The sequence below is a fragment of the Saccharopolyspora karakumensis genome, from assembly GCF_004349225.1.
GTDB lineage: Bacteria > Actinomycetota > Actinomycetes > Mycobacteriales > Pseudonocardiaceae > Saccharopolyspora > Saccharopolyspora endophytica.
Genome location: NZ_SMLA01000026.1, coordinates 1 through 23,699, shown reverse-complemented (window position 1 = coordinate 23,699; position 23,699 = coordinate 1). Strand labels below are relative to the sequence as shown.

Here is a 23,699-nt window from a genome sequence, read left to right as displayed (position 1 = left end):
GGGATACCATCGGGGCCGAAGTCGCCGCGTTCCGAGCCGGTCGGCGGGCAACCCACCACCACCGGCGCGCGTGTTGACCCGAGAGGTCCGATTCCCACGCCTGGGGAGGTGTCGGCCGTGCGGGGTTATCCCGTTCATCTGCTCTTCCACCTGCTGGCCATCGTCGCCGGCATCGCCGTCGGCGTCGGCGGTGCGCTGTGGAGGCTGGGCAACGACCGCAACGCCCTCTACCTGGCCGTGACCGCGCTGATCGTCGGGATCATCGTGCTGCTGCTGCAGGGCTTCTACATCAGCGCGAGCCAGCCGCCGCGTCCCGCTCCGCGCAGGCCCATGCCGCCGGCCCCACCGTCGCACCCGCGGTTTCAGCCGGTCGCCGAGAGGCGCGATCCGACCCGCCCGGACCTGGAGCCGGTCGCTCCGCCGGAGGCGGAGTCCGGATCGGTCGACCAGGAGACCAAGACTTCGGCGATCGACGCCCTCAACGAGCACACCAAGGGTTGAGTCGTCGCAGTTCAGCGGCCGATTTGTCGCCCAGCCATTGCGATATGTGACTCCAGTCACCATTCTGGGCGGAGCTTCGGGTTCCCCGGGAGGCCAGTCATGTCGATCATGCGGGTCAAATCGGTCGAGCAGTCGATTCAGGACGCTGAGGCACCGGAATTCCGGTTGCGCCGCGTGCTCAGAGCGGTTGACCTGCTCGGCATCGGGATCGGCGCGATCATCGGCACCGGGATCTTCGTGCTCACGGGTGTCGCCGCGGCCACCGACGCCGGGCCGGGCATCTCGATCTCCTTCGTCTTCTCCGGCATCGCCTGCGGGCTCGCGGCGCTCTGCTACGCCGAGTTCGCCTCGGTCGTGCCCGTCGCCGGATCCGCCTACACGTTCTCCTACGCCTCGCTCGGGGAGTTCCTGGCCTGGGTCATCGGCTGGGACCTGATGCTGGAGTTCGTCATCGGCGCCTCCACCGTCTCGGTGGGCTGGTCGCAGTACTTCGTCGAAGCGCTCAGCGCGCTCGGCCTCGGGCTGCCCGAATCGCTGACCGCCGCACCCGGCGCGGGCGGGGCGATGAACCTGCCCGCCGCGATCATCGCCCTGCTGCTGACCGTCGTGCTGGTGGTCGGCATCCGGCTGAGCGCTTCGGTGACCAACGTGGTCGTGGCGATCAAGCTGGCCGTGGTGCTGTTCTTCATCATCTTCGGCGCGTTCTTCGTCAAGACCGCCAACTGGGACCCGTTCATCCCGCCGCACCAGCCCCCGGACCCGTCCGAGACCGGCTCGGCGCTCAACGACCCGCTGATCAACGCGATCTTCGGCAGCACCGGCTCGTTCGGCGTCAGCGGCCTGGTGGCCGGAGCCGCACTGGTGTTCTTCGCCTACATCGGCTTCGACATCGTCGCCAGCGGCGCGGAGGAGACCCGCAGGCCGCAGCGCGACATGCCGATCGGCATCCTCGGCTCGCTGGCGGTCTGCTCGGTCCTCTACGTGCTGGTCTCGCTGGTGATGACCGGCATCGTCAAGTACGACAAGCTCGACACCGCCGCACCGATGGCCACCGCGTTCCAGGCGATCGGAGCGCCGTGGGCGGTCGGCCTGGTGTCGCTGGGCGCGATCGCCGGTCTGACCACGGTGATCCTGATCCTGATGCTCGGGCAGGCCCGCGTCGGCTTCGCGATGGCCCGCGACGGGCTGCTGCCGGTGTACTTCGCGAAGGTTCACCCCAAGTACCGCACGCCCTATCGGATCACGGTGATCACCGGGATCGTCGTCGCGATCATCGCCTCGCTGACGCCGATCGACGTGCTCGCCGAGATGACCAACATCGGCACCCTGTTCGCCTTCGTGCTGGTTTCGATCGGTGTGCTGGTGATGCGCCGGACGCGCCCGGACCTGCCGCGCGCGTTCCGCGTCCCGCTGGTCCCGGTGACCCCGATCCTCGCCGCGCTGGCCTGCCTCTACCTGATGCTCAACCTCGAAGGCTGGACCTGGCTGCGGTTCGGCATCTGGATGGCGCTCGGCCTGCTGATCTACTTCGTCTACAGCAAGCACCGCAGCCGCCTCGGCCGCGGCGAGACCATCGAGGACGCCGCCGAGGAAGCGGACTGATCACTCAGGCGCCCAGCTGCTCGTCGACGAAGCACCACATCCAGTTCTCGCCCGGCTCGAACGAGCGGATCACCGGATGCCGGGTCTGCTCGTGGTGGACCGTGGCGTGCCGGTTGGGGCTGGAATCGCAGCAACCGACGTGGCCGCAGTCGGTGCAGATCCGCAGGTGCGCCCACACGCGCTCACCGGCGGCCAGGCAGTCCTCGCAGCCGTTTACGCTGCTGGGGTTCGGCCGCTGAGTGGCGGCACCGGTCAGGTGTGCGCAACGATCCGACATCGTCTGGTCCCTTCTCTCCTGCCGCCCAGCATGTCCCGACGGGAGTGAGCATGCACGACCTGCCCGCCTTGATGGCTCTGCTCGCCGGAGCGCTGGCCGTCACCGCGCTGTCCCGCCGCCTCGGCGTGTCGGCACCGCTGGTGCTGGTCGTCGTCGGGCTGGCGGTCTCGGCGATCCCGGGCGTGCCGGACTACGCGATCAACCCCGACGTGATCCTGCTGCTGATCCTGCCACCGCTGCTGTACTCGGCCGCGCTGCACAGCTCGACGGTCGGGATCAAGGCGAACCTGCGGCCGATCGGTCTGCTGGCGATCGGTCTCGTGCTGTTCAGCACCGCCATCGCCGGGCTGGTGGCGTGGTGGCTGGTCCCCGGCTTGCCGCTGAGCGCGGCGCTGGTGCTCGGAGCGGTCATCGCCCCGCCGGACGCGGTGGCGGCGACGTCGATCGGCCGCCGGGTCGGGCTGCCGCGCAGGCTGATGACGGTGCTCAGCGGCGAGAGCCTGGTCAACGACGCGACCGCGCTGACCGCCTACCGGGTCGCGGTGGCCGCGGCGATCGGCACCGGCACGTCGCTGCTGTCGGGCCTGGGCATGTTCCTGCTGGCGGCGGTCGGCGGAACGCTGATCGGCCTGGTGATCGCCTGGGTGGTCAACCGGGTCAAGCCGCTGCTTCGCGACGACATGCTCGACAGCGCCGTCGGGCTGATCGTGCCGTTCTTCGCCTACTTCGTCGCCGAGGAGGCGCACACCTCCGGAGTGCTGGCGGTGGTGGTCGCCGGGCTGTACCTGGGCCACCAGGCGCCCGCGCGCAGCGCGGCGACGCGGGTGCAGGACAAGGCCGTGTGGGGCGCGGTGGACACGCTGCTGGAAGCGGTGGTGTTCGCGCTGATCGGTCTGCAGCTCAGCAGCGTCGTGGCCGGGGTGAGCACCGGGTTCGGGCCGCTGCTGCTGGCCGGCTGCGCGCTGACCGTCGCGGTGGTGCTGGCCCGCGTGGTGTGGGTGTTCGGCGTGATGTACCTGCCGGAGCGGCTGCGCGGCAAGCGCCCCGACTGGCGGTACAAGCTGGTCGTGTCGTGGGCCGGGATGCGCGGGGTGGTGTCGCTGGCGGCGGCCTCGGCGATCCCGACGGTGACGCTGTCCGGGCAACCGTTCCCGCACCGCGACGAGGTGCTGTTCCTGACCTTGTTCGTCACGCTCACGACGCTGCTGCTGCACGGCACCACGCTGCGCCGGTTGATCGAGCGGCTCGGCGTGACCGGCGGCGAGGACTACACCGACGCGCTCGCCGAAGCCGAGGCCAGGCACAACGCCGCGCGCGCCTCGCAGGAGCGCCTCGACGACCTGACAGCGGAGGCCGAGCCTCCGGGGGACGTGGCCGACCAGCTCCGGCGGGCCGCGCAGCAGCGCGCCAACCGGGCGTGGGAACGGCTGGGCCGTTCCGACGAGGAGCTGGGCGAGAGCCCCACGGCCGCCTACCGGAGGTTGCGCAGCGAGATGCTGGCCGCCGAGCGGGCGGTGTTCGTGCAGTTCCGCGACGCCCGCCGGATCGACGACGAGGTGCTGCGCCGCGTCATGCACCAGCTCGACCTGGAGGAGCTGTCACTCACCCGGGACTGACGGGAGGAAGCCCAGCTGCGCCGACAGGTCCGCCGCCGCGTCCCGCATGGACCCGACGGCCTCGCGCACCCGCTCGCGGGTGAAGCGGTAGGTGGGGCCGGACGCGCTCAGCGCCGCCACCACGGTGCCCTCGTGGTCGTAGACGGCGACGGCGGCGGCGTTGAGCCCGATCTCGAACTCCTCGTAGCTGGTCGCGTAGCCGTCGTGGACGATGAGCTCGAAGTCCTTGCGCTGCTGGCGGGCGGCGGTGACGGTCTGCTCGGTGTACTGCTCCAGCTTGCGCGCCAGGATGCGGTCCTGGTCGTCGCGGGGAGCGTGGGCGAGCAGCACCTTGCCGCTGGAGGTGGCGTGCAGCGGCGTGCGCTGGCCGACCCAGTTGTGCGCGGTGACCGAAGCGGTGCCCCTGGCCTGGCTGATGTTGATGGCCACGTCGAAGTCGCGGATGGCGATGTTGACGGTCTCGCCGAGCTCGGTGGCCAGCGAATCGCAGTAGGCCTGGCCGATGCGCGAGAGGTCCAGCCGCTCGGTGGCGGCACCCGCCAGCCGCACGATCCCGAAGCCGATGGCGTACTTGCCGCGCTCGCCGAGCTGCTCGACCAGACCGCGCGATTCCAGCACGCTGACCAGACGGGATGCGGTGGACTTGTGCACGCCGAGCTCGCCGGCGATCTCGGTGATGCCCACCTCGCCGTTGCGGGCCAGCAGTTCCAGCACGGTCACCGCCCGGTCCACAGATTGCACGAGGGCACCTGAGCTACTTCCGCGTGATTGAGACGCACTAGCCACGGGCCAGACCCTATCGGCTCGCCGGACCTATTCCGCGATCATCCGGGGTGGGCGGGGAAATTCTGTTCCTCATTGTGCAACACCCGAGGTCACTTGGCGAGCGTCGAGCAACGCCGTGGCGAGGTGGCCCGCGTAGGAGTTGCGGACCAGGACCCGGTAGCCGGCGTCGAGGCGCCAGAGGATCACCGGGACCCGGGCGAGGAGGGTCTGGGCGCAGAACCCCGGGACGAACACCCCGGGGTGCAGGTCGAGGGAGCACAGGGCTTCCAGGACCTCGCGATCGTGCAGGCGCAGGGTGGTGCGGGCCGCCGACACGTCCACCAGGCTCCGATGGCCCGGCTCCGTTCCGGTGACCCCGATCAGCAGGTGCTCGTCCGGGCCGAGACCGAGGGCGGCGCGATGCTCGTCCCCGGTGACCCGGTTGACCTCCGGCAGCCGCAGCCCCAGCGCGAACTCGGCGTCCGTGCGCACGTCGAGCTGGGGCAGGAACGGCTCCTCGACCAGCACGTCCGCGAGCTCGGCGGCGCGGTGCCCGAGCGGGCTGCGGCGCAGATCAACGTCGACCGTCACGGCGGGCTCCTTCCGGGTCGTAGAACACCGGCTCGTGCACCCGCACCGGCACCTCGCGGCCGTCGAGCGAGACCGCGACGCGGTCCCCGATGCGGTCGCGCCCGGACCGCACCAGCGCGAGCGCGATGCTGCGGCCGAGGATCGGGCTGCGGTAGCTGGAGGTCACGTGCCCGATCCCGCCCGCCAGGCGGGCTCCTTCCGGCAGGAGCTCGGCGGGGTCCTCGGTCAGCAGGCCGACGAGCTGTTCGCGGTCGGCGCGGGCGGTGTCGGCGCGGCTCAGCGACCGCTTGCCGATGAAGTCCTTGCGCTGCGAGACCGGCATCCCGAGATCGAGCGGGGTGACGGTGCCGTCGGTGTCCTGGCCGACGATGACGTAGCCCTTCTCCGCGCGCAGCACGTGCATCGTCTCGGTGCCGTAGGGCGTGACGCCGACGTCCTCCCACAGCGCCAGGCCGTACCAGGACGGGACGTTGATCTCGTAGGCCAGTTCGCCGGAGAACGAGATCCGCGCGATGCGGGCGGGAATCCCGTTGCGCAGCGCGGTGTCCCGGAACTCCAGGAACCGGAGCTCGCCCAGCTCCGGCGCCAGCCGCGCGACGACCTCGCCCGAGTCGGGACCGGTGACGGCCACCGCCGCCCACTGCTCGGTGACCGAGGTGCAGCGCACGTCGAGGTCGGTCCACTCGGTCTGCAGCCACTGCTCCAGCCAGTCCAGCACCTTCTCGGCACCGCCGGTGGTGGTGCTCAGCAGGTAGTGGTCGGGGGCCAGCCGCAGCACGACCCCGTCGTCGAAGACCATCCCGTCGGCGGTGCACATGATCCCGTAGCGCCCCTTGCCGACCGGCAGCTTCGCGAATCCGCCGGTGTAGACGCGGTTGAGGAACTCCGGCGCGTCCGGGCCCACGACCTCGATGCGGCCGAGCGTGCTGACGTCCTGCATCGCGACCCGGGTGCGCGCGGCGAGGCATTCGCGGTGCACGGCCGCGGCCATGTCCTCGCCGGGCCGCGGGTAGTGGCGGGGGCGCCGCCACTGCCCCACGTCCTCGAACACCGCGCCGCGGGCCACGTGCCAGGAGTGCATCGGGGTGGTGCGGATCGGGTCGTGGAGGTCGCCGCGCTCGCGGGCGGCCATCAGCGCGAACGGGACCGGGACGTAGGGCGGGCGGAACGCGGGAGTGCCGACCTCGCCGGGCCCGACGCCGAGCTCACCGGCGATGACGGCCGTCGCGTTGACCCACGAGGTCTTGCCCTGGTCGCTGCCGACGCCGATGGTCGTGTAGCGCTTGATGTGCTCGACCGAGCGCAGCCCGGCGCGGATCGCGCGTCGGATGTCGGCGACCGTGGCGTCGCGCTGGAGGTCCACGAACTGCTCGGTGTCGTCGCCGGGCGTCAGCCAGACCGGGTGGGGCGGGCGGATCGGTTCCGGTGGCAGTTCCGGCGCCTGGGGCGCGGGCGTTCCAGTTGCGCGGGCGCCCGCCTGAAGCCCTTCGGCGATGCAGCCGGGCAGGTCGAAGGTGCCGTGCGCGGCCCCGGCGACCAGGCCGTCGATCGGCCGGAACGCGGCGATGCCGTCGTCCCAGCGACGGTCGCCGTCGTGCAGGTGCAGCACCGGGCTCCAGCCGCCGCTGACCGCCAGCAGATCGCAGTCGATCTCCGTGCCGTCGGACAGCAGCACCGATTCCAGGCAGCGGCCGGTGGTTCCGACGACGGTCGTTCCGGCGATCACCGGGACGTCGGCGGGTGGCGGATCGCTGCGGCTGTCGACGATGGCGCGCACCCGGCACCCGGCTGCGGCGAGCTCGGCCGCGGTGGCGTGCGCGCTGTCGCCGGTCGTGGCCACGACCGCGTCGCGACCGGGCAGCACGGCGAACCTGCGCAGGTAGGTCGACACGGCCGAAGCGAGCATGATCCCGGGCCGATCGTTCCCGGCGAACACCAGAGGCCGCTCGTGCGCCCCGGTGGTCAGCACGACCCGCCCGGCCCGAACGTGCCACATCACGTTCCCCTGAGCGATCAACAGGTAGTCACCCGCATAACGCCCGATGACCGTGGCCCCCAACAAGATTCGAACCCCTTCCCCACCTCCGCTCCGGCCAACCCATCCCTGGTCGCCCCGATGACCGCCGCAATCCGTCCCCGGAGGGCTTCCGGCGTCCGTGCCCGGAGAACTGCCGTATTCGGGGGTCTGAATGCGGCCGTGGTCGGTGAGGGTGGTGAGGGCGTGGGTGATCCAATCGCAGGGGCGTTCGCCGCCGAGGGTGGAGCCGTGCTCGACCAGCAGGACGCGGGCTCCGGATCGTGCTGCGGCCAGGGCGGCGGCTACGCCGGCCGGGCCTCCGCCGATCACGGCGACGTCGGTGTGGGCGTTCCTGCGGTGGCACTTCGGCGCGTCGCCGCTGGTCAGCCGGCCGACGCCGGGGATGCTCTCGGCCACCAGGCCGTCGCGCAGCGGGACCTCGGTGGCCTGCGCGAACGGGTTCCCGTCCACGCTCACCAAGGCGTTCGGCTCGGTGAGGTCGGCGGTCAGGACGCCGCGCGGCCGGCCCAGGTAGGTCGAGCGGGCAACCTCGACCCGTCCGGAGGCGAGCAGCGCCGAGGCGAGCGTGTCACCGGGATGCCCGGAGAACTCGGTCCCGTCGAAGGTGAACCGCAGGGTGCGGGAACGATCGATCCGCCCGCCGTCGTCGAGCCGCATCACGCCACCTCGTCGGTCTCGGTGTTGCGCCACAGCTCGAACCAGCGCCGGCAGCCGGCAAAGTGCACCCACCGCTCCCGCCACCAGCCGCACGGGTTGTCCCGCGCGAACAGGAAGTCCGCCCACTCCCGGTCGGTCAACGCCTCGGGTTCGGCCGGGTAGTCGACGGCCTGGCCTCCGTAGCGGAACTCGACCTCGTCGCGCTCCCCGCACCAGGGGCACCGGATCCGCAGCATCGCGACCTCCCGGGATCAGTGCGCGACAGCCGCCGCGCCGTGCTCGTCGATGAGTGCTCCCGTGACGAACCGGTCCAGCCCGTAGGGCTCGGCCAGCGGGTGCGGGCGACCGCGGGCGATGGTGTCGGCGTAGACCTGACCGACCCCGGGCGTGGCCTTGAAACCTCCTGTCCCCCAACCGCAGTTGAGGAACAGCCCCTCCCACGGGGTGGGGCCGATGATCGGCGAGGCGTCGGGGGTGACGTCCACCGTGCCCGCCCAGGTCCGGATCACGTGCGCGCGGGCGAAGATCGGGAACAGCTCCAGCGCCGCGGCGAGCTGGCGCTCGATCACGTGCACCGACCCGCGCTGGGAGTACCCGTTGCGGGAGTCGATGCCCGCTCCCACCACCAGCTCGCCGCGATGCGCCTGGCTGCAGTACACGTGCACGTGGTTGGACATCACCACGCACGGGTGCACCGGTTCCAGCAGCTCCGACACCAGCGCCTGCAGCGGGTGGCTCTGCAGCGGCAACCGCAGGCCGAGGGTGTCGGTGAGCGTGCTGGTGCGTCCCGCAGCGGCGAGCGCGACCCGGTCGGCACCGATGTCTCCGCGCGAGGTGCGCACCCCGCGCACCCGGTCGCCGTCGGTGAGGAACCCGGTGACCTCGCAGCCCTCGACGAGGTCCACGCCCATCTCGTCGGCGCGGCGGGCGAACGCCCAGGCCACCAGGTCGTGCTTGGCGATGCCGCCGCGCGGTTGCCACGTCGCGCCGAGAACCGGGTAGCGACAGTCGGTGTTGATGATCGGGCAGATCCGCGAGACCTCCTCGGGCCACACCCATTCGGCGTCGATCCCGTTGGCGCGGTTGGCGAAGACCCGGCGCCGGGAGTCGCGCACCTCCTGCTCGGTGTGGGCGAGGTTGAGCACGCCGCGCTGGCTGAGCAGCAGTTCGCAGTCGAGCTCGTCGGGCAAGGTCTCCCACAGCTTCAGGGCGTGCTCGTAGATCTCGGCGCTGGCGTCCCACAGGTAGTTGGAGCGGATGATCGCGGTGTTGCGGGCCATGTTCCCGCCTGCCAGCCAACCGCGTTCGAGGACGGCGACGTCGCGGATCCCGTGTTCGCGCGCGAGGTAGTAGGCGGTGGCCAGCCCGTGCCCACCGGAACCCACGACGACCACGTCGTAGTGCCGGGCGGGCTCGGCGTTGCGCCACAGCCTCTCGGGCGGTTGCGGAAGCGGTGCTGCGACCACGGCCACCTCCCTGCGATTCGGAGGTGAACCCAGGCTAGGAGCGCCGCGACGAGCAGGTCAATTCACGAAAGGGGGACGGTGCTTCCCGTTGCCCCACAACAAGATCCACGGCTGAAAATTCATCTCGACGGACTCTTGACGCGCCCCTTTTCCCGAGCGCACTGTTGCGGTATGCGCAGGTAGTTGTCGTAGACGCAACAAGGCGGCAGCCATGGTTTCGAGCGTCCACATCATGCTCGTCGGGGCGGGCATCGTCGGGTGCAGCACCGCCTACCACCTGGCGCGCCAGGGGATCACCGATGTCCTGGTGATCGACCAGGGGCCGCTCCCCGCGACCGGCGGTTCGAGCTCGCACGCGCCGGGCCTGGTCTTCCAGACCAACGCCTCGGAAACGCTGAGCCGGCTCGCCGCCGACACCGTGCGGCTGTACTCCTCGTTGGAGGTCGACGGGTCGCCCTGCTTCCACCAGGTCGGCGGCATCGAGGTCGCCACCACCCCCGAGCGCTGGGACGACCTGCACCGCAAGCTCGGACTGGCCACCGCGTGGGGCATCGGCGGTGAACTCCTCGACGCCGCTTCGGTGCGCGAGCGCATCCCCGGCATCGACGCCGACCTGATCCACGGCGGGCTGCACGTGGCCACCGACGGGATCGCCAAACCGGTGCGCGCGGCCGAGGCGATGATGCGCGAGGCGCAGCGGCTCGGCGTGCGCTTCGAAGGCGCGACCGAGGTCACCGGGTTCGACATCACCGGCGACCGGATCACCACCGTTCACACCACGTCCGGTGACGTGGTCGCGGACATCGTGGTGTGCTGCGCGGGGATCTGGGGGCCGAAGATCGGCCGGATGGCCGGGGTGACGATCCCGGTGCAGCCGCTGGCGCACCAGTACGCGGTGACCACGCCGGTGCTCGACGACGGCGAAAACGAAGTGGCGCAACCGATCCTGCGCCACCAGGACCGGTCGATGTACTTCCGCCAGGTCCACGACCGCTACGGCATCGGCTCCTACCGGCACCGGGTGATGCCGGTGCGCACCGACGAGCTCACGCCGACCGTCACGCCCGGCACCGAAGCACCTTCCGAAGGCGGCGGCTGGAAGGGCATGGCCTCGGTGCACCCGTTCACGCCGGAGGACTTCACCGGTCCCTGGCGGGAAGCGCGGCGGATGCTGCCCGCGCTGCGGGAGGCCGAGATCGGCGAGGGCATGAACGGGCTGTTCCTGTTCACCTCCGACGGGATGCCGGTGCTGGGCCGGTCCGACGTGGAGAACTTCTGGGTCGCCGAGGCCGTGTGGATCACCCACGCCGGAGGCGTCGGCCGGGCGATGGCGCAGTGGCTGGCCGGGCGCACTCCCGACATCGACCTGCGGCAGGCCGACCTGCGGCGCTTCGACGACTTCGCCCGCAGCCCCGCCTACCTGGAGCAGCGCAGCGCGCAGAGCTTCCGCGAGGTCTACGACATCATCCACCCGCAGCAGCCGCCCGAGCAGCCGCGGCCGTTGCGCACCAGCCCGTTCCACGACCGGCAGCGCGATTTCGGAGCGGTCTTCCTGGAGGCCTCCGGGTGGGAGCGACCGCACTGGTACGCCGGCAACGAGAAGCTGCTGCAGGGCAGGGAGATCGCACATCCGGGCGAGTGGGCGGGCCGGTTCTGGTCACCGATCGTCGGCGCCGAGCACCTGGCCACCCGCGAAGGCGTCGCGATGTTCGACATGACCTCGCTTTCGCGCGCCGAGGTCACCGGGCCCGGCGCGCTCGGGCTGCTGGACCGGCTCACCACCAGCAAGATCGACCGCCGGCCCGGCTACGTGACCTACACGCTGATGCTCACCCCCGAGGGCGGCATCCGGTCGGACATCACCGTGGCGCGGTTGGAGCGGGACCACTTCCAGGTCGGCTGCAACGGTCCTCGCGACATCGCGTGGCTGCGCGACAACGCCGACGCGACCGCGCAGGTCCGCGACATCACCGGCGGCACCTGCTGCATCGGGCTGTGGGGTCCGCGCGCCCGGGACGTGCTGGCCGGGCTGGCCGACGTCGACGTCTCGCACGAGGCGTTCGGGTTCTTCCGCGCGCGGCGGTTGCACGTCGGCGAGGTTCCGGTGGTGGCGCTGCGGCTGTCCTACGTCGGCGAGCTCGGCTGGGAGCTCTACACCTCCGCGGAGTTCGGCCGACGCCTGTGGGACCTGCTGGCCGGCGCAGGGCACGGCGTCTTCCCCGCGGGCCGCGGCGCGTTCAACGGCATGCGGCTGGAGAAGGGCTACCGCGCCTGGGGCGCGGACATGTGGACCGAGCACACCCCGGAGGAAGCCGGCGTCGCCTTCGCGGTGAAGCCCGACAAGGGTCCCTTCATCGGCCGGGAAGCCCTGCTCCGGCGGGGAGAACCCGCTCGCCGCCTGTGCTGCCTGCGCGTCGACGACGGCACGGTCCTGATGGGTTCCGAACCGGTCCTCGCCGGCGGCGAACCGGTCGGGTTCACCACCAGCGCCGCCTACGGCCACACGGTCGGCGCGAGCCTCGCCTACGCCTGGCTTCCCGCCGAACTCGCCCACCCCGACACCCGGCTGACGGTCGCCTACTTCAACCAGCCCCACCCCGCCACGGTCGTCCCAGACCCCGTCTACGACCCCCACATGACCCGCATGCGCTGCTGAAACAGCCCATACCGGACCCGAACAACCCGTCCCCCACCAGGATCCCGTCCCACTCCCGACAACCACCCACCCGATCTCAGCGGAAACCAGAACCCGGATTTCCACTGAAACCCGAGACCCAACTTCCACTGAAACCCGGAACCGGATTTCCACTGGAATCGGGGACCCGACTTCCACTGAAATCGCGTGACCGAGACTTGGAGCGAACACCATGAGCATCAACTCGAACCCCGGGGTCCTGCTGTACCCGCGGATCCGGAAATCGCCGTTCTTCTACGCCTCGCGGCGTCACGGGGTGGCGATGTACAGCGTCTACAACCACACCTACCACCCGAGGCACTACGGGGATCCGGTCGCCGAGTACTGGGCGCTGCTGGAAGGCGTGACGCTGTGGGACGTCGGCGTGGAGCGGCAGGTCGAGATCACCGGACCGGACGCGTTCGAGTTCACCAACATGCTCGTGCCCCGCGACCTCACCAAGTGCAAGGTCGGGCAGTGCAAGTACGTGTTCGTCACCGGCACCGACGGCGGCATCCTCAACGACCCGGTGCTGCTGCGCCTGGGCGAGAACCACTTCTGGCTCTCGCTGGCCGACAGCGACGTGCTGATGTGGGCCAAGGCCCTGGCCCACGGGCTCGGCATGGACGTCGACATCCGCGAACCCGACGTCGGCCCGGTGCAGGTCCAGGGACCGAAGTCCGGTGCGGTGATGGCGGAGCTGTTCGGCGAGTCCATTTTGGATATTCCCTATTACTACGCGGTGGAACGAGAGCTCGCCGGGATGCGAGTGGTGGTCTCGCGCACCGGCTACACCGCTGAGCTGGGCTACGAGATCTACCTGCACGACGCCTCCCGCGACGGCGTGCGGCTGTGGGACGCGATCTGGGAAGCAGGCGAGCCGCACGACCTCACCGTGATCGGGCCCTGCCACATCCGGCGGATCGAGGCCGGGATCCTGTCGTGGGGCTGCGACATCACCGCCGACACCAACCCCTTCGAGGTCGGCTACGGCTTCGAGAAGACCTGGATGGTCGACCTCGACCAGGAGGCCGACTTCATGGGCAAGGACGCGTTGCGCCGCATCAAGCAGGACGGCGTGAGCCGCAAGCTCGTCGGCGTGCGCATCGACGGTCCGAGCGTGGGCTCGTACAACGACGGCGCGATGATCGACGTCTTCGAGGTGCACGACCCGCACGGGCTGCGGATCGGCGAGGTCACCTCCGCCGCCCACTCCCCGCGCATCGAGGGCAACATCGGCTACGCGATGGTCCCGATCGCCTACCAGGAACCGGGCACCGAGCTCGTCGTGCACACCCAGCACGGCCCGCAGCAAGCGGTCGTGTCCGAGAAGCCGTTCCTGGACCCGACCAAGGACATCCCCAAGCGCCTGGCGCGGAGTGCGTGAAGGGGGCGAGATGGAATCTGAACTGCGGCGATCCCTCGACCGGATGCGCTACGAGGTGCTGCCGGTGGGCAATCCCCGGGTGGAGGCGCTCGACCCCGGCAGCACGGTGACCGTGACGGCCTCACCGGCCAAGGGCATCGGGCCGACCCTCGACTGCGCCGAGCGGCTGGCCGCGATGGGCCTGCGCGCGGTGCCGCACCTGGCCGCGCGCTCGATCCGCGACCACGCGCATCTGACGGGCGTCCTGGACCGGCTGGACGCCGCCGGGGTGAGCGAGGTGTTCGTGATCGCCGGGGATGCCGCGAAGCCGCTGGGCGAGTTCGCCGATTCGCTCGCGCTGCTGCGCGCGATGGAGCGGATGGGACGGCTGCCGGCGCGCATCGGCATCGCCGGTTACCCCGAACGGCACGCGTTCATAACGGACGACTGCGCCGTTCGGGCCATGTCGGACAAATCTCACTACGCCGACTACGTGGTCTCGCAAATCACGTTCGACCCCAGGACGATCATCGATTGGGCCCGCGACCTGCGGAACCGCGGTGTGGAGGCGCCCGTGCACGTGGGTGTTCCAGGGGTGGTGGACGCCCATCGGCTGTTGCGCATCGCGCTGAAGATCGGGTTGGGTGAGTCGACGCGGTTCCTGCGAAAGCAGTACGGCGCGGTCTCGAAGATGTTGGCACGCTACACGCCGGAGGAGCTGCTCGACGAGTTGTCCCCGCAGCTGGGCGACCCGGATTCGCCGATCGCGGGCTGGCACCTGTTCACCTTCAACGAGGTCACCAGGACGGTGCAGTGGCGCGACGATCTGGCGGCTCGGCTGTCCGACTACGCGGACCGACCGGCGTAACCGACACCTCGCAGGAGGTCCTGGCATGACCATCCCGTCCGATTTGGACATCTCCCGTGCGACGGAGCTGCGCCCGATGGACGACATCGCAGCGCAGCTCGGCATCGGGGAACACCTGTTGGAGCCCTACGGGCGCAACGTCGCGAAGATCTCGCTCGACGCCATCGACGAGCTCTCCGACCGGCCGCGCGCCCGCTACGTCGTGGTCTCGGCCATCACCCCCACACCGCTGGGCGAGGGCAAGACGACCACGACCGTCGGGCTCGGGCAGGCGCTCAACCACATCGGCAAGCGCTCCACGGTCGCCGTCCGGCAGCCCTCGATGGGCCCGACCTTCGGCATCAAGGGCGGCGCGGCAGGCGGCGGGTACAGCCAGGTCGTGCCGATGGAGGCGCTGAACCTGCACCTCACCGGCGACATGCACGCGGTCACCGCGGCCCACAACCTGCTGTCGGCGATGGTCGACAACCACCTGCACAAGGGCAACGCGCTGGGCATCGACCCGCACCGGATCACCTGGCGCCGGGTGCTCGACGTCAACGACCGCGACCTGCGCAACATCGTCTCCGGCCTCGGCGGCAGGCAGGACGGCGGACCGCGCCAGACCGGTTTCGACATCACCGCGGCCAGCGAGGTGATGGCCGTGCTGGCGCTGTCGACGTCGCTGGCCGACCTGCGGCAGCGCCTCGGTCGCATCGTCGTCGGCTACACGCCCGACGGTGAGCCGATCACCGCCGAGCAGCTCAAGGCGGCGGGCGCGATGGCGGTGATCATGCGCGACGCGCTCAAGCCGAACCTCATGCAGACCACCGAGAACACGCCGGTGCTGGTGCACGCCGGGCCGTTCGGCAACATCGCGCACGGCAACTCCTCGATCGTCGCCGACCTGGTGGGCAGCCGCTGCACCGACTACCTCATCACCGAGGCGGGTTTCGGCGCGGACATGGGCGCCGAGCGGTTCTTCAACATCAAGTGCCGCACCTCCGGGCTGCAGCCGGACGCCGCCGTGCTGGTGGCGACGGTCCGCGCGCTCAAGGCGCACTCCGGTCGCTACAAGGTGGTGGCGGGCAAGCCGTTGCCGCCGGAGATGCTGGAGGAGAACCCGGACGACGTGCTCGCCGGCGCCGACAACCTGCGCAAGCAGATCGACAACATCCGGTTGCACGGCGTCTCCCCGGTGGTGGCGATCAACGCCTTCCCGAGCGACTTCTCCAGCGAGCACGAGGCGATCCGGCAGGTCGCCGAGGCCGAGGGCGCGCACGTGGCGGTCAGCAACCACTTCACCGAGGGCGGCAAGGGCGGCACCGAGCTCGCCGAGGCCGTCGTCGCGGCCTGCGAGGAACCGGCCGGTTTCCAGGTCCTCTACCCCGACGAGACCGACCTGCGCACCAAGATCGAGACCATCGCGACGAAGGTCTACGGGGCCGACGGCGTCAGCTACGCACCGGCGGCGGCCAAGTCGATCGACAGCTACGAGGCCAACGGCTACGGCGATCTCCCGGTCTGCATCGCCAAGACCCACCTCTCGCTGAGCTCCGACCCCACGCTGCTGGGCGCGCCCACGGGCTGGACCCTGCCGGTCCGCGAAGTCCGCGCGTCGGTCGGCGCGGGATTCGTCTACCCGATCTGCGGGGACATGCGCACCATGCCGGGCCTCGGCTCGCACCCGCAGGCCGAGTCGATCGACCTGGACGCCGACGGCAACATCACCGGACTGATGTGAAGGTCGAGATCAGCACCGACAGCGCAGACGGTGCGGTGGCGGCGGATCGACTCGGGGCCGACCGGATCGAGCTGTGCTCGGCCGGGGCCTTGGGCGGGCTCACGCCCGGACCCGGCCTGCTGTCGGCGGTGCTCGACCGGTGCCACCGCAGCGCGGTGCACGTGCTGATCCGGCCTCGGGAGGGCGGGTTCGCCTACTCGCCCTCCGAGGTCGCCGCGATGCGCGCCGACGTCCGGCACGCCGCGTCCGCGGGAGCGGCCGGCGTCGTCGTCGGCGCGCTCGGGCAGGACGGACGGCTCGACGCCGCCGTTCTCGGCGAGCTCATCGCCGAAGCCGGCGGCGTCCCGGTCGCCCTGCACCGGGCCGTCGACGTCTGCCCGGACCCGGTCGAGGCCGCCCACACGGCCGCTGAACTGGGCATCCGGCGGATCCTCACCTCGGGCGGCGCGATCCGCGCCGAGGACGGCGTCCCGGTGCTGCGGCGCCTGGCGCGAGCAGGCGTCACCCTCACCGCCTGCGGCGGCATCCGCTCGCACAACGCCCGGCGCATCGCCGAAGCCACCGGCGTCGACGAGATCCACGCGGCACCCCGCAGGCGGGTCCCCTCCCCCGGCGGCCAGGTCGACTTCGGCCCCCACCACCACCTCGACGAGTCCGAGACGCGCGACCTCATCGCCGCGGCCCATCGCAGCTCGCTACCGTGACCGGCATGGGAATCGTGCGGTCCGTGGTGTTGTTCGTGCTGGCCGCCGTCGCCGAGATCGGCGGGGCGTGGCTGGTGTGGCAGGGCGTGCGGGAGCACAAGGGCCTGCTGTGGATGGGCGCGGGCGTCGTCGCCCTCGGGATCTACGGGTTCGTCGCCACGCTGCAACCGGATGCGAACTTCGGCCGCATCCTGGCCGCTTACGGCGGCGTCTTCGTCGCCGGCTCACTGCTGTGGGGCGTTCTGCTCGACGGTTTCCGCCCGGACCGCTGGGACATCATCGGTGCGCTGATCTGCCTCGTCGGCGTCGCCGTGATCATGTACGCCCCGCGCCCGGTCTGAAACCTGCCGCTCACTCCGCCAAGGTGAGGTCTGCGAACCTGACCGGGAAGCCCGCGCCGTCCGGGGAGGCGCACATGGGGCCGGCCTGGGCCGGGACGTCCGGCGGGAAGTAGGCCATGCGGAGGATGTTCACCGGTTCGCCGTCCTCGGCGGCGTAGCGGACGTGGACGGCGTCCTCGAAGCGCTCGATCTCGACGGTCACCGACTCGACCTCGCCGTGGACCACCGACAGCGGCAGCAGGCTCCAGTCGGAGTGATCGCGGGTGACCACCGCCGACAGGTACTGCTCGCCGTCGACGTACTCGATGCCCGCCTTGATCCAGTTCCGCTCGTCGATGCGCAGCATCAGCCCGGCCTGGTCGTGCTGTTCGCGGTAGTCCCCGAAGAACCTGGTGCGCATCCGGAACTGGGCTCCGACCGGTTGCAGCAGGGCGTGCCCGGTGTCGCGGTTGAAGCCGTAGTGCGTGGTCCGCCAGAAGTCCGTGTCCGTGTCGCTGGTGACCGTCAGCCCGGCGTAGCTCAACCAGTTCGCCGGTTCGTTGAGCCACTGCCACCCGTTGAGCTCGAACAGCGTGAGATCTTCGGCTTGCTGCATTGCCCACCGCTCCGTTCGGTCCAGGCAACCGCCGTGGCGGTCCGCAATCCCCCGACGCACCGTCAGGCAACGGAGGATACCGGGCGCCCGGGGGCGGAAGTGAGCACGCCTCGTGATCAGATGACCACCCGGAGTCGGGTCAGCGGACCACGGTGACCGGGCAGGCCGCGTGGTGCACGATCTTCATCGCGACCGACCCGACGAGCATCCCGGTGAACGCGCCGTGCCCCTTGTTGCCGACGACCAGCAGGTCGGCCTGGCGGGACAGCTTGACGAACTCGTCGGTGACCTGGCCCCGGATCAGCTTGGCCTTGATGTCGAGGTTCGGGAAGTCCGGCTTGACCTGGGCGAGCGCCGAATCCAGGGCCTGCCTGCCCTGCTTCTCCAGTTCCGCGTCGGTCGACGGGAGGCGGTAGCCGAACTGGACGGGCTGGTGCCAGACCGTGATCGCGTGCAGGATTCCGCCCACCTGCCGCACGTGGTCGGCGGCCCAGCGCAGTGCGCGCACCGATTCCTGAGATCCGTCCACTCCCACGACGACGGTCTGCGGCATGACGAAACCCCTCCACGAGTTGCCGTGATCTCGCCCGGATCGTAGGGCGGTTCCGGCGGACCCGCAGCGCGTCAGAGCTCGCCGACGTCGGTGATGCGGACGACCGCGCTCCCGGCTTCGTCGGAAGCCGCGAGGTCGACTTCGGCGCTGATGCCCCAGTCGTGGTCCTCGGCCGGGTCGGCGAAGATCTGCCGCACCAGCCAGCGCTCGGACTCCTCGGTGATCATGATCATCCGCGGGCCGCGCGCGTCCGGACCGGTGCCGATCTCGTCGTGCTCGTCGAAGTAGTCCTCCAGCGCGTCCGCCCAGGCGTCGGCGTCCCAGCCCTCGTCCGCGTCGAGTTCGCCGAGCGCCTCGTAGCGGCGCAGCGCGGCGAGTTCGACGCGGCGGAACAGCGCGTTGCGGACCTGCACCCGGAAGGCGCGCAGGTTGCGGGTGACGCGCTCGGGCTCGACCGGTGCCGCCTTGGCGGGGTCCTCACCCGGATGGCGCAGCTTCTCCCACTCGTCGAGGAGGCTGGAGTCGACCTGGCGGACCAGCTCGCCGAGCCACTCGATGATGTCGGTGAGCTCCTCGGTCTTGGCGTCGTCGGGCACCGTGTGCCGCAGCGCCTTGTAGACGTCGGCGAGGTAGCGCAGCACGAGCCCCTCGGAGCGGGCGAGTCCGTAGTGGTTGACGAACTCGACGAAGTTCATCGCCCGCTCGTACATGTCGCGCGCGACGGACTTCGGCGACAGCTCGTGCTCACCGACCCACGGGTGCCCCTTGCTGTAGGTCTCGTAGGCGGCTTCGAGGAGCTCGTCGAGCGGCTTGGGGTGGGTGATCTCCTCCAGCAGCTCCATGCGCTCGTCGTACTCGATGCCGTCGGCCTTCATCTGCGCGACGGCTTCACCGCGAGCCTTGAACTGCTGCTGCGACAACACTTGTCGCGGATCGTCCAACGTGGACTCGATGACGCTGAGCACGTCCAGCGCGTAGGTCGGCGACTCGGTGCCGAGCAGTTCGATGGCGGCCAGCGCGAACGGCGACAGCGGCTGGTTGAGCGCGAAGTCGAACTGCAGGTCCACCGTCACCCGGACCCTGCGGCCCTGGTAGTCGGGGGTGTCGAGCTGCTCGACGACGTCGGCGGCCAGCAGCGCCCGGTAGATCGCGATGGCCCGCAGGATGTGCTTGCGCTGGGTCGGCCGGTCCTCGTGGTTGTCCTCCAGCAGGTGGCGCATCGCCGCGAAGGCGTCCCCAGGCCGGTTGATGACGTTGAGCAGCATCGAGTGGCTGACGTTGAAGCTGGAGCGCAGCGGCTCCGGCTCGGCTTCCACCAGCTTCTCGAAGGTCTTCTCGCTCCACGACACGAAGCCCTCGGGAGCCTTCTTGCGCACCAACTTGCGCTTCTTCTTCGGGTCGTCCCCGGCCTTGGCCAGCGCCCGCTCGTTCTCGATCTCGTGCTCCGGCGCCTGCACCACGACGAAGCCGGCGGTGTCGTAACCGGCGCGACCGGCGCGACCGGCGATCTGGTGGAACTCGCGCGCCTTGAGGTGCCGGGTGCGGATCCCGTCGTACTTGGTCAGGCCGGTGATGAGCACGGTGCGGATCGGCACGTTGATGCCCACGCCGAGCGTGTCGGTGCCGCAGATGACCTTGAGCAGCCCGGCCTGCGCGAGCTGCTCCACCAGGCGCCGGTACTTGGGCAGCATCCCGGCGTGGTGCACGCCGATGCCGTGCCTGACCAGCCGCGACAGCGTCTTGCCGAAGCCCGCGGTGAACCGGAAGTCGCCGATCGCCTCGGCGATGGCGTCGCGCTGCTCGCGGGAGGCGACCTTGACGCTCATCAGCGCCTGCGCCTGTTCCAGGGCGGAGGCCTGGTTGAAGTACACGACGTAGACCGGGGCCTGCTGACCCGCGAGCAGTTCCTCGATGGTCTCGTGCAGCGGCGTCTTGGCGTAGCGGAAGTTCAGCGGGATGGGCCGCTCGGCGGAGGTGACCACCGCCGTGGTGCGGCCGGTGCGGCGGGTCAAGTCCTCCTCGAAGGAGCTGACGTCGCCGAGCGTGGCCGACATGAGCACGAACTGGGCCCGCGGCAGCTCCAGCAGCGGCACCTGCCAGGCCCAGCCGCGATCGGGCTCGGCGTAGAAGTGGAACTCGTCCATCACGACCTGGTCAACGTCGGCGTCCGCGCCGTCGCGCAACGCGATGTTGGCCAGGATCTCCGCGGTGCAGCAGATGATGGGCGCGTCGGCGTTGACGCTGGAGTCGCCGGTCATCATGCCGACGTTCTCCGCGCCGAAGACGTCGACGAGGCTGAAGAACTTCTCCGAGACCAGCGCCTTGATCGGCGCGGTGTAGAAGCTGCGCTTGCCGGTGGCCAGGGCCGCGAAGTGCGCGCCGGTGGCCACCATGCTCTTACCCGACCCGGTGGGCGTCGACAGGATCACGTTCGCGCCGGTCACGACCTCCATCAGCGCTTCTTCCTGCGCCGGGTAGAGCTCGATGCCCAGTGAGATCGTCCATTCGACGAACGCCTCGAACTGGGCATCGGGATCGGGATCGCCGGCGGTGAGCGCTGGGAGCTGGTCGGTGAGCTTCATCGTCCCCCCATCGTCCCTGGCCACCCCCAGCGCTGGTCACCCGGGGTGGCCAGGCACGACCCTTCCTCCGGCCCGGTGTCGTTGCTGGTGGAAGACCCCGGTGATCAGCGACCATGGGAGATGGCCTCGGTGTCGTGCGAGAGGAGGGCGCCATGTCGACCCGCAACGTGCGCTTCGTCGGCGGGCCGCTGGACGGCAGAGTCCAGGACCTGCGCGACCACGAAGCAGTCGCCGGCCGCCTGCTCAAGCACATCCACCTGCACGACGGCCCGAAGATCGAAACCCAGTACGAACTCCACTACACCCCGGAACACGGCTGGGTCTACCACCTCTGCGGCACCCAGCCGTAGCTGCGAAGAAGTGCAACCGCCCCACCGTCAGGCAAGCGACGCAGTCGCTTCCTCAGTGCCCCACCCGAGCAACCGACACCGCCGCGGGTTCTCAGACGTCTTCTGGGGAGGACAGCCGACGTGTCGTGCATGGGCATACATCAGCCTCGGATCCCGGAGCCAGAAGGCGTCTGAGGTTCCGCTACCCGCACCGCCAAGCACGACGACCACTGAGCAGTTGTCCGCGAACCGCCGTCACCAGCAAAAGTGAACGCCGTTTACCATTCAGAGACACGCGTCACAGATTTGATCGGTTTCACATCCGAATTGGCGGCTTACCATCCTCCGTATGGTGGCGCACTCGACGACGAGCGGCGGCCGGCCGGAGCTCCCGCTGGCTGCGGAGTTCCCGGAGCCGACCCGCGAGCAGTGGCAAGCCCAGGTCCACAAGGTGCTGGAACGATCCGGTCTGGTCGGCGACGAGCCGCCTGCCGGTCCGGTCGAGGACGTGCTGGACTCGACGACCCACGACGGCATCCGGGTGCGCCCGCTCTACACGTCCGCGCCCACCGATCCGGGACTTCCCGGGCTGGCGCCGTTCGTGCGCGGCAGCCGGCCGCAGGGCGGTGTCGCCGAGGGCTGGGACGTGCGCCAGCGCCACGAGCACCCCGACGCCGCCGAGACCAACCGCGAGGTCCTGGCCGACCTCTACAACGGCGTCTCCTCCCTCTGGCTGCGCCTGGGCGCGGCCGGGATCGCGATCGACGACCTGGCGGACGCGCTGGGCGGCGTGCACCTGGACATGATCGGCGTGACGCTGGACGCGGGCGCGGATTTCGCCGCCGCCGCGAAGGCGTTCCTCACCCTGGCGGCCGAGCAGGGCGTGCCCTCCGGCGAGCTGCGCGGCACCCTCGGCGCCGACCCGCTCGGGGTGCAGGCGCGCACCGGCCAGGCCGGTGACCGCGACGCCGCCGTGGACCTCGCCCAGCGCTGCGCGGCGGAGTTCCCGCAGCTCACAGCACTGACCGTGGATGCGCTGCCGTTCCACGACGCGGGCGGTTCCGACGCCGAGGAGCTGGGCTGCTCGCTGGCGTCCGGGGTGACCTACCTGCGGTGGCTGACCGAGGCGGGCATGGACGTCGACACCGCGGCCGGTCAGCTGGAGTTCCGCTACGCCGCCACCGCCGATCAGTTCCTGACCATCGCCAAGCTGCGCGCCGCCCGCCGCCTGTGGGAGCAGGTCACCCGCTCCTGCGGCGTCAGCGAGCAGGCGCGGGCGCAGGTGCAGCACGCGGTGACCTCGCAGGCGATGCTCACCCGCCGCGACCCGTGGGTGAACATGCTGCGCGGCACGATCGCCACCTTCGCCGCCGGAGTCGGCGGCGCCCGATCGGTCACCACGCTGCCCTTCGACGCCGCCATCGGCCTGCCGGACGACTTCGCTCGCCGCATCGCCCGCAACACCCAGGCGCTGCTGCTGGACGAGTCCCACCTCGCGCAGGTCATCGACCCGGCGGGCGGCTCCTGGTACGTCGAATCGCTGACCGACGAGCTCGCCCGCAACGCGTGGTCGTGGTTCCAGCGCATCGAAGCCGCTGGCGGCATGCCGGAGGCGCTGCGGTCCGGGCTGGTGGCCGAGGAGATCGAGGACACCTGGCAGAACCGCCGCGAGGCGATCGCGCGTCGCAGCGACGCCATCACCGGGGTCACCGAGTACCCGAACCTGCACGAGGCCCCGTTGGAGCGCACCCCCGCCCCGGAGCAGCCCGCCGGCGGCCTGCCGGTGCACCGCTACGCCGAAGACTTCGAGGCCCTGCGCGACGCCGCCGACACCCGGATGGCCGAGACCGGTGAGCGACCTGCGGTGTTCCTCGCGACCCTGGGGTCGCTGGCGGCGCACAACGCGCGGGCCTCGTTCGCCCGCAACCTGTTCGCCGCGGGCGGCCTGGAATCCACCGAAGCGGGTGCGACCGACACGACCGACGCGGTGCTGGCCGCCTACTCGGGCGCCCCGGTGGTGTGCCTGTGCTCCAGCGACAAGATCTACGCCGAGCGCGCCGCCGAGACCGCGCAGGCGCTTCGGCAGGCCGGTGCGAAAACCGTTCTGCTGGCCGGGAAACCGAGCGACGTCGACGGCGTCGACGGCTACGTCCACGCCGGTTGCGACGCGCTGACCGTCCTAGACGCCGTGCACGCCGAGTTGGGAGTCCGACGATGACGCAGATCCCGAACTTCGCCGACGTCCCGCTGGACGCCCCGTCCGGCGCGGACGAGGACCGCTGGCGGTCGGAGGTGCTGGCGGCCACCGGCAAGGAGTCCGACGCGTTGGCGTGGGAGGCGCCGGAGGGCATCGACGTCCAGCCGCTCTACACCGAATCCGATGTGGACGGTCTGGACTTCCTGTCGACCTACCCGGGGCTGGCGCCGTTCCTGCGCGGGCCGTACCCGACG

21 protein-coding genes are annotated in these 23,699 nt (G+C 70.6%); 12 read left to right on the top strand and 9 right to left on the bottom strand.

Features of this window, described 5'->3' with window-relative positions; genetic code table 11:
- Positions 1-117 precede the first annotated feature (117 nt).
- Positions 118-501: a hypothetical protein gene (locus E1202_RS17595; protein WP_132684247.1), complete on the top strand. Its 384-nt coding sequence runs from the start codon at positions 118-120 to the stop codon at positions 499-501.
- Between the two features lie 99 nt (positions 502-600).
- A complete protein-coding gene (locus tag E1202_RS17590; protein ID WP_132684246.1) occupies positions 601-2,103 on the top strand; it encodes an amino acid permease in 1,503 nt (500 codons plus the stop codon).
- Positions 2,104-2,107: 4 nt separating this feature from the next.
- On the opposite strand, the gene E1202_RS17585 is transcribed toward E1202_RS17590, so the two are convergent.
- Positions 2,108-2,380, bottom strand: a complete 273-nt coding sequence (locus E1202_RS17585) for a UBP-type zinc finger domain-containing protein (RefSeq protein ID WP_132684245.1) — start codon at positions 2,378-2,380, stop codon at positions 2,108-2,110.
- A gap of 50 nt (positions 2,381-2,430) precedes the next feature.
- On the opposite strand from E1202_RS17585, the gene E1202_RS17580 reads away from it, so the two are divergent.
- Positions 2,431-3,996 (top strand): Na+/H+ antiporter, encoded by a 1,566-nt coding sequence (locus E1202_RS17580; protein ID WP_132684244.1) that lies wholly within the window; start codon positions 2,431-2,433, stop codon positions 3,994-3,996.
- On the opposite strand, the gene E1202_RS17575 is transcribed toward E1202_RS17580, so the two are convergent.
- The 5 genes from E1202_RS17575 to E1202_RS17555 all read right to left on the bottom strand — a co-directional run bounded on the left by E1202_RS17575 (position 3,979) and on the right by E1202_RS17555 (position 9,513).
- Entirely contained in the window at positions 3,979-4,737 is a 759-nt protein-coding gene (locus E1202_RS17575; protein WP_132684243.1) for an IclR family transcriptional regulator, read from the bottom strand. The two genes, E1202_RS17580 and E1202_RS17575, sit on opposite strands and share 18 nt — an antisense overlap.
- 114 nt (positions 4,738-4,851) lie before the next feature.
- Positions 4,852-5,352, bottom strand: coding sequence for a sarcosine oxidase subunit gamma (locus E1202_RS17570; RefSeq protein WP_132684242.1), 501 nt, complete (start codon positions 5,350-5,352; stop codon positions 4,852-4,854).
- Positions 5,336-8,047 (bottom strand): 2Fe-2S iron-sulfur cluster-binding protein, encoded by a 2,712-nt coding sequence (locus E1202_RS17565; protein WP_132684241.1) that lies wholly within the window; start codon positions 8,045-8,047, stop codon positions 5,336-5,338. The genes E1202_RS17570 and E1202_RS17565 overlap by 17 nt, the downstream gene beginning before the upstream one ends.
- Entirely contained in the window at positions 8,047-8,283 is a 237-nt protein-coding gene (locus E1202_RS17560; RefSeq protein WP_132684240.1) for a sarcosine oxidase subunit delta, read from the bottom strand. The genes E1202_RS17565 and E1202_RS17560 overlap by 1 nt, the downstream gene beginning before the upstream one ends.
- Before the next feature lie 15 nt (positions 8,284-8,298).
- Positions 8,299-9,513: a sarcosine oxidase subunit beta family protein gene (locus E1202_RS17555; RefSeq protein ID WP_132684239.1), complete on the bottom strand. Its 1,215-nt coding sequence runs from the start codon at positions 9,511-9,513 to the stop codon at positions 8,299-8,301.
- Positions 9,514-9,724: 211 nt separating this feature from the next.
- Here E1202_RS17555 and E1202_RS17550 point away from each other — a divergent pair, with 211 nt between their 5' ends.
- The 6 genes from E1202_RS17550 (at position 9,725) to E1202_RS17525 (ending at position 17,189) form a co-directional block, all read left to right on the top strand.
- Positions 9,725-12,169 carry a GcvT family protein gene (locus E1202_RS17550; RefSeq protein ID WP_132684238.1) on the top strand — a complete coding sequence of 815 codons (2,445 nt, stop codon included), beginning with the start codon at positions 9,725-9,727 and terminating at the stop codon, positions 12,167-12,169.
- 211 nt (positions 12,170-12,380) lie between these two features.
- Positions 12,381-13,574, top strand: a complete 1,194-nt coding sequence (locus tag E1202_RS17545; protein WP_132684237.1) for a glycine cleavage T C-terminal barrel domain-containing protein — start codon at positions 12,381-12,383, stop codon at positions 13,572-13,574.
- 10 nt (positions 13,575-13,584) lie between these two features.
- The gene (locus E1202_RS17540; protein WP_132684236.1) at positions 13,585-14,421 is read left to right on the top strand and encodes a methylenetetrahydrofolate reductase; all 837 of its coding nucleotides are present in this window, start codon (positions 13,585-13,587) and stop codon (positions 14,419-14,421) included.
- Positions 14,422-14,446: 25 nt separating this feature from the next.
- Positions 14,447-16,144, top strand: a complete 1,698-nt coding sequence (locus E1202_RS17535) for a formate--tetrahydrofolate ligase (RefSeq protein WP_132684235.1) — start codon at positions 14,447-14,449, stop codon at positions 16,142-16,144.
- Positions 16,141-16,848 carry a copper homeostasis protein CutC gene (locus E1202_RS17530; RefSeq protein WP_132684234.1) on the top strand — a complete coding sequence of 236 codons (708 nt, stop codon included), beginning with the start codon at positions 16,141-16,143 and terminating at the stop codon, positions 16,846-16,848. Before E1202_RS17535 ends, E1202_RS17530 begins: the two co-directional genes overlap by 4 nt.
- Before the next feature lie 5 nt (positions 16,849-16,853).
- Entirely contained in the window at positions 16,854-17,189 is a 336-nt protein-coding gene (locus E1202_RS17525; RefSeq protein ID WP_132684233.1) for a YnfA family protein, read from the top strand.
- 10 nt (positions 17,190-17,199) lie between these two features.
- Here the strand turns inward: E1202_RS17525 and E1202_RS17520 are convergent, their stop codons facing one another.
- The 3 genes from E1202_RS17520 to E1202_RS17510 all read right to left on the bottom strand — a co-directional run bounded on the left by E1202_RS17520 (position 17,200) and on the right by E1202_RS17510 (position 20,919).
- Complete coding sequence (locus tag E1202_RS17520; RefSeq protein ID WP_132684232.1) at positions 17,200-17,784, bottom strand: DUF1349 domain-containing protein; 585 nt, start codon at positions 17,782-17,784, stop codon at positions 17,200-17,202.
- Between the two features lie 139 nt (positions 17,785-17,923).
- A complete protein-coding gene (locus E1202_RS17515; RefSeq protein ID WP_132684231.1) occupies positions 17,924-18,337 on the bottom strand; it encodes a universal stress protein in 414 nt (137 codons plus the stop codon).
- 71 nt (positions 18,338-18,408) lie between these two features.
- The gene (locus tag E1202_RS17510) at positions 18,409-20,919 is read right to left on the bottom strand and encodes a DEAD/DEAH box helicase (protein ID WP_132684230.1); all 2,511 of its coding nucleotides are present in this window, start codon (positions 20,917-20,919) and stop codon (positions 18,409-18,411) included.
- Between the two features lie 152 nt (positions 20,920-21,071).
- Between E1202_RS17510 and E1202_RS17505 the strand changes: the two genes are divergently transcribed.
- The 3 genes from E1202_RS17505 to E1202_RS17495 form a co-directional block, all read left to right on the top strand.
- Positions 21,072-21,269, top strand: coding sequence for a hypothetical protein (locus E1202_RS17505; protein ID WP_132679406.1), 198 nt, complete (start codon positions 21,072-21,074; stop codon positions 21,267-21,269).
- Positions 21,270-21,597: 328 nt separating this feature from the next.
- Positions 21,598-23,466: a methylmalonyl-CoA mutase small subunit gene (gene mutA / locus E1202_RS17500; protein ID WP_132684229.1), complete on the top strand. Its 1,869-nt coding sequence runs from the start codon at positions 21,598-21,600 to the stop codon at positions 23,464-23,466.
- Positions 23,463-23,699, top strand: a 237-nt coding sequence (locus E1202_RS17495; RefSeq protein WP_235878578.1) for a methylmalonyl-CoA mutase family protein, incomplete at its 3' end; no start/stop codon positions are given. The genes mutA and E1202_RS17495, both read left to right, overlap by 4 nt.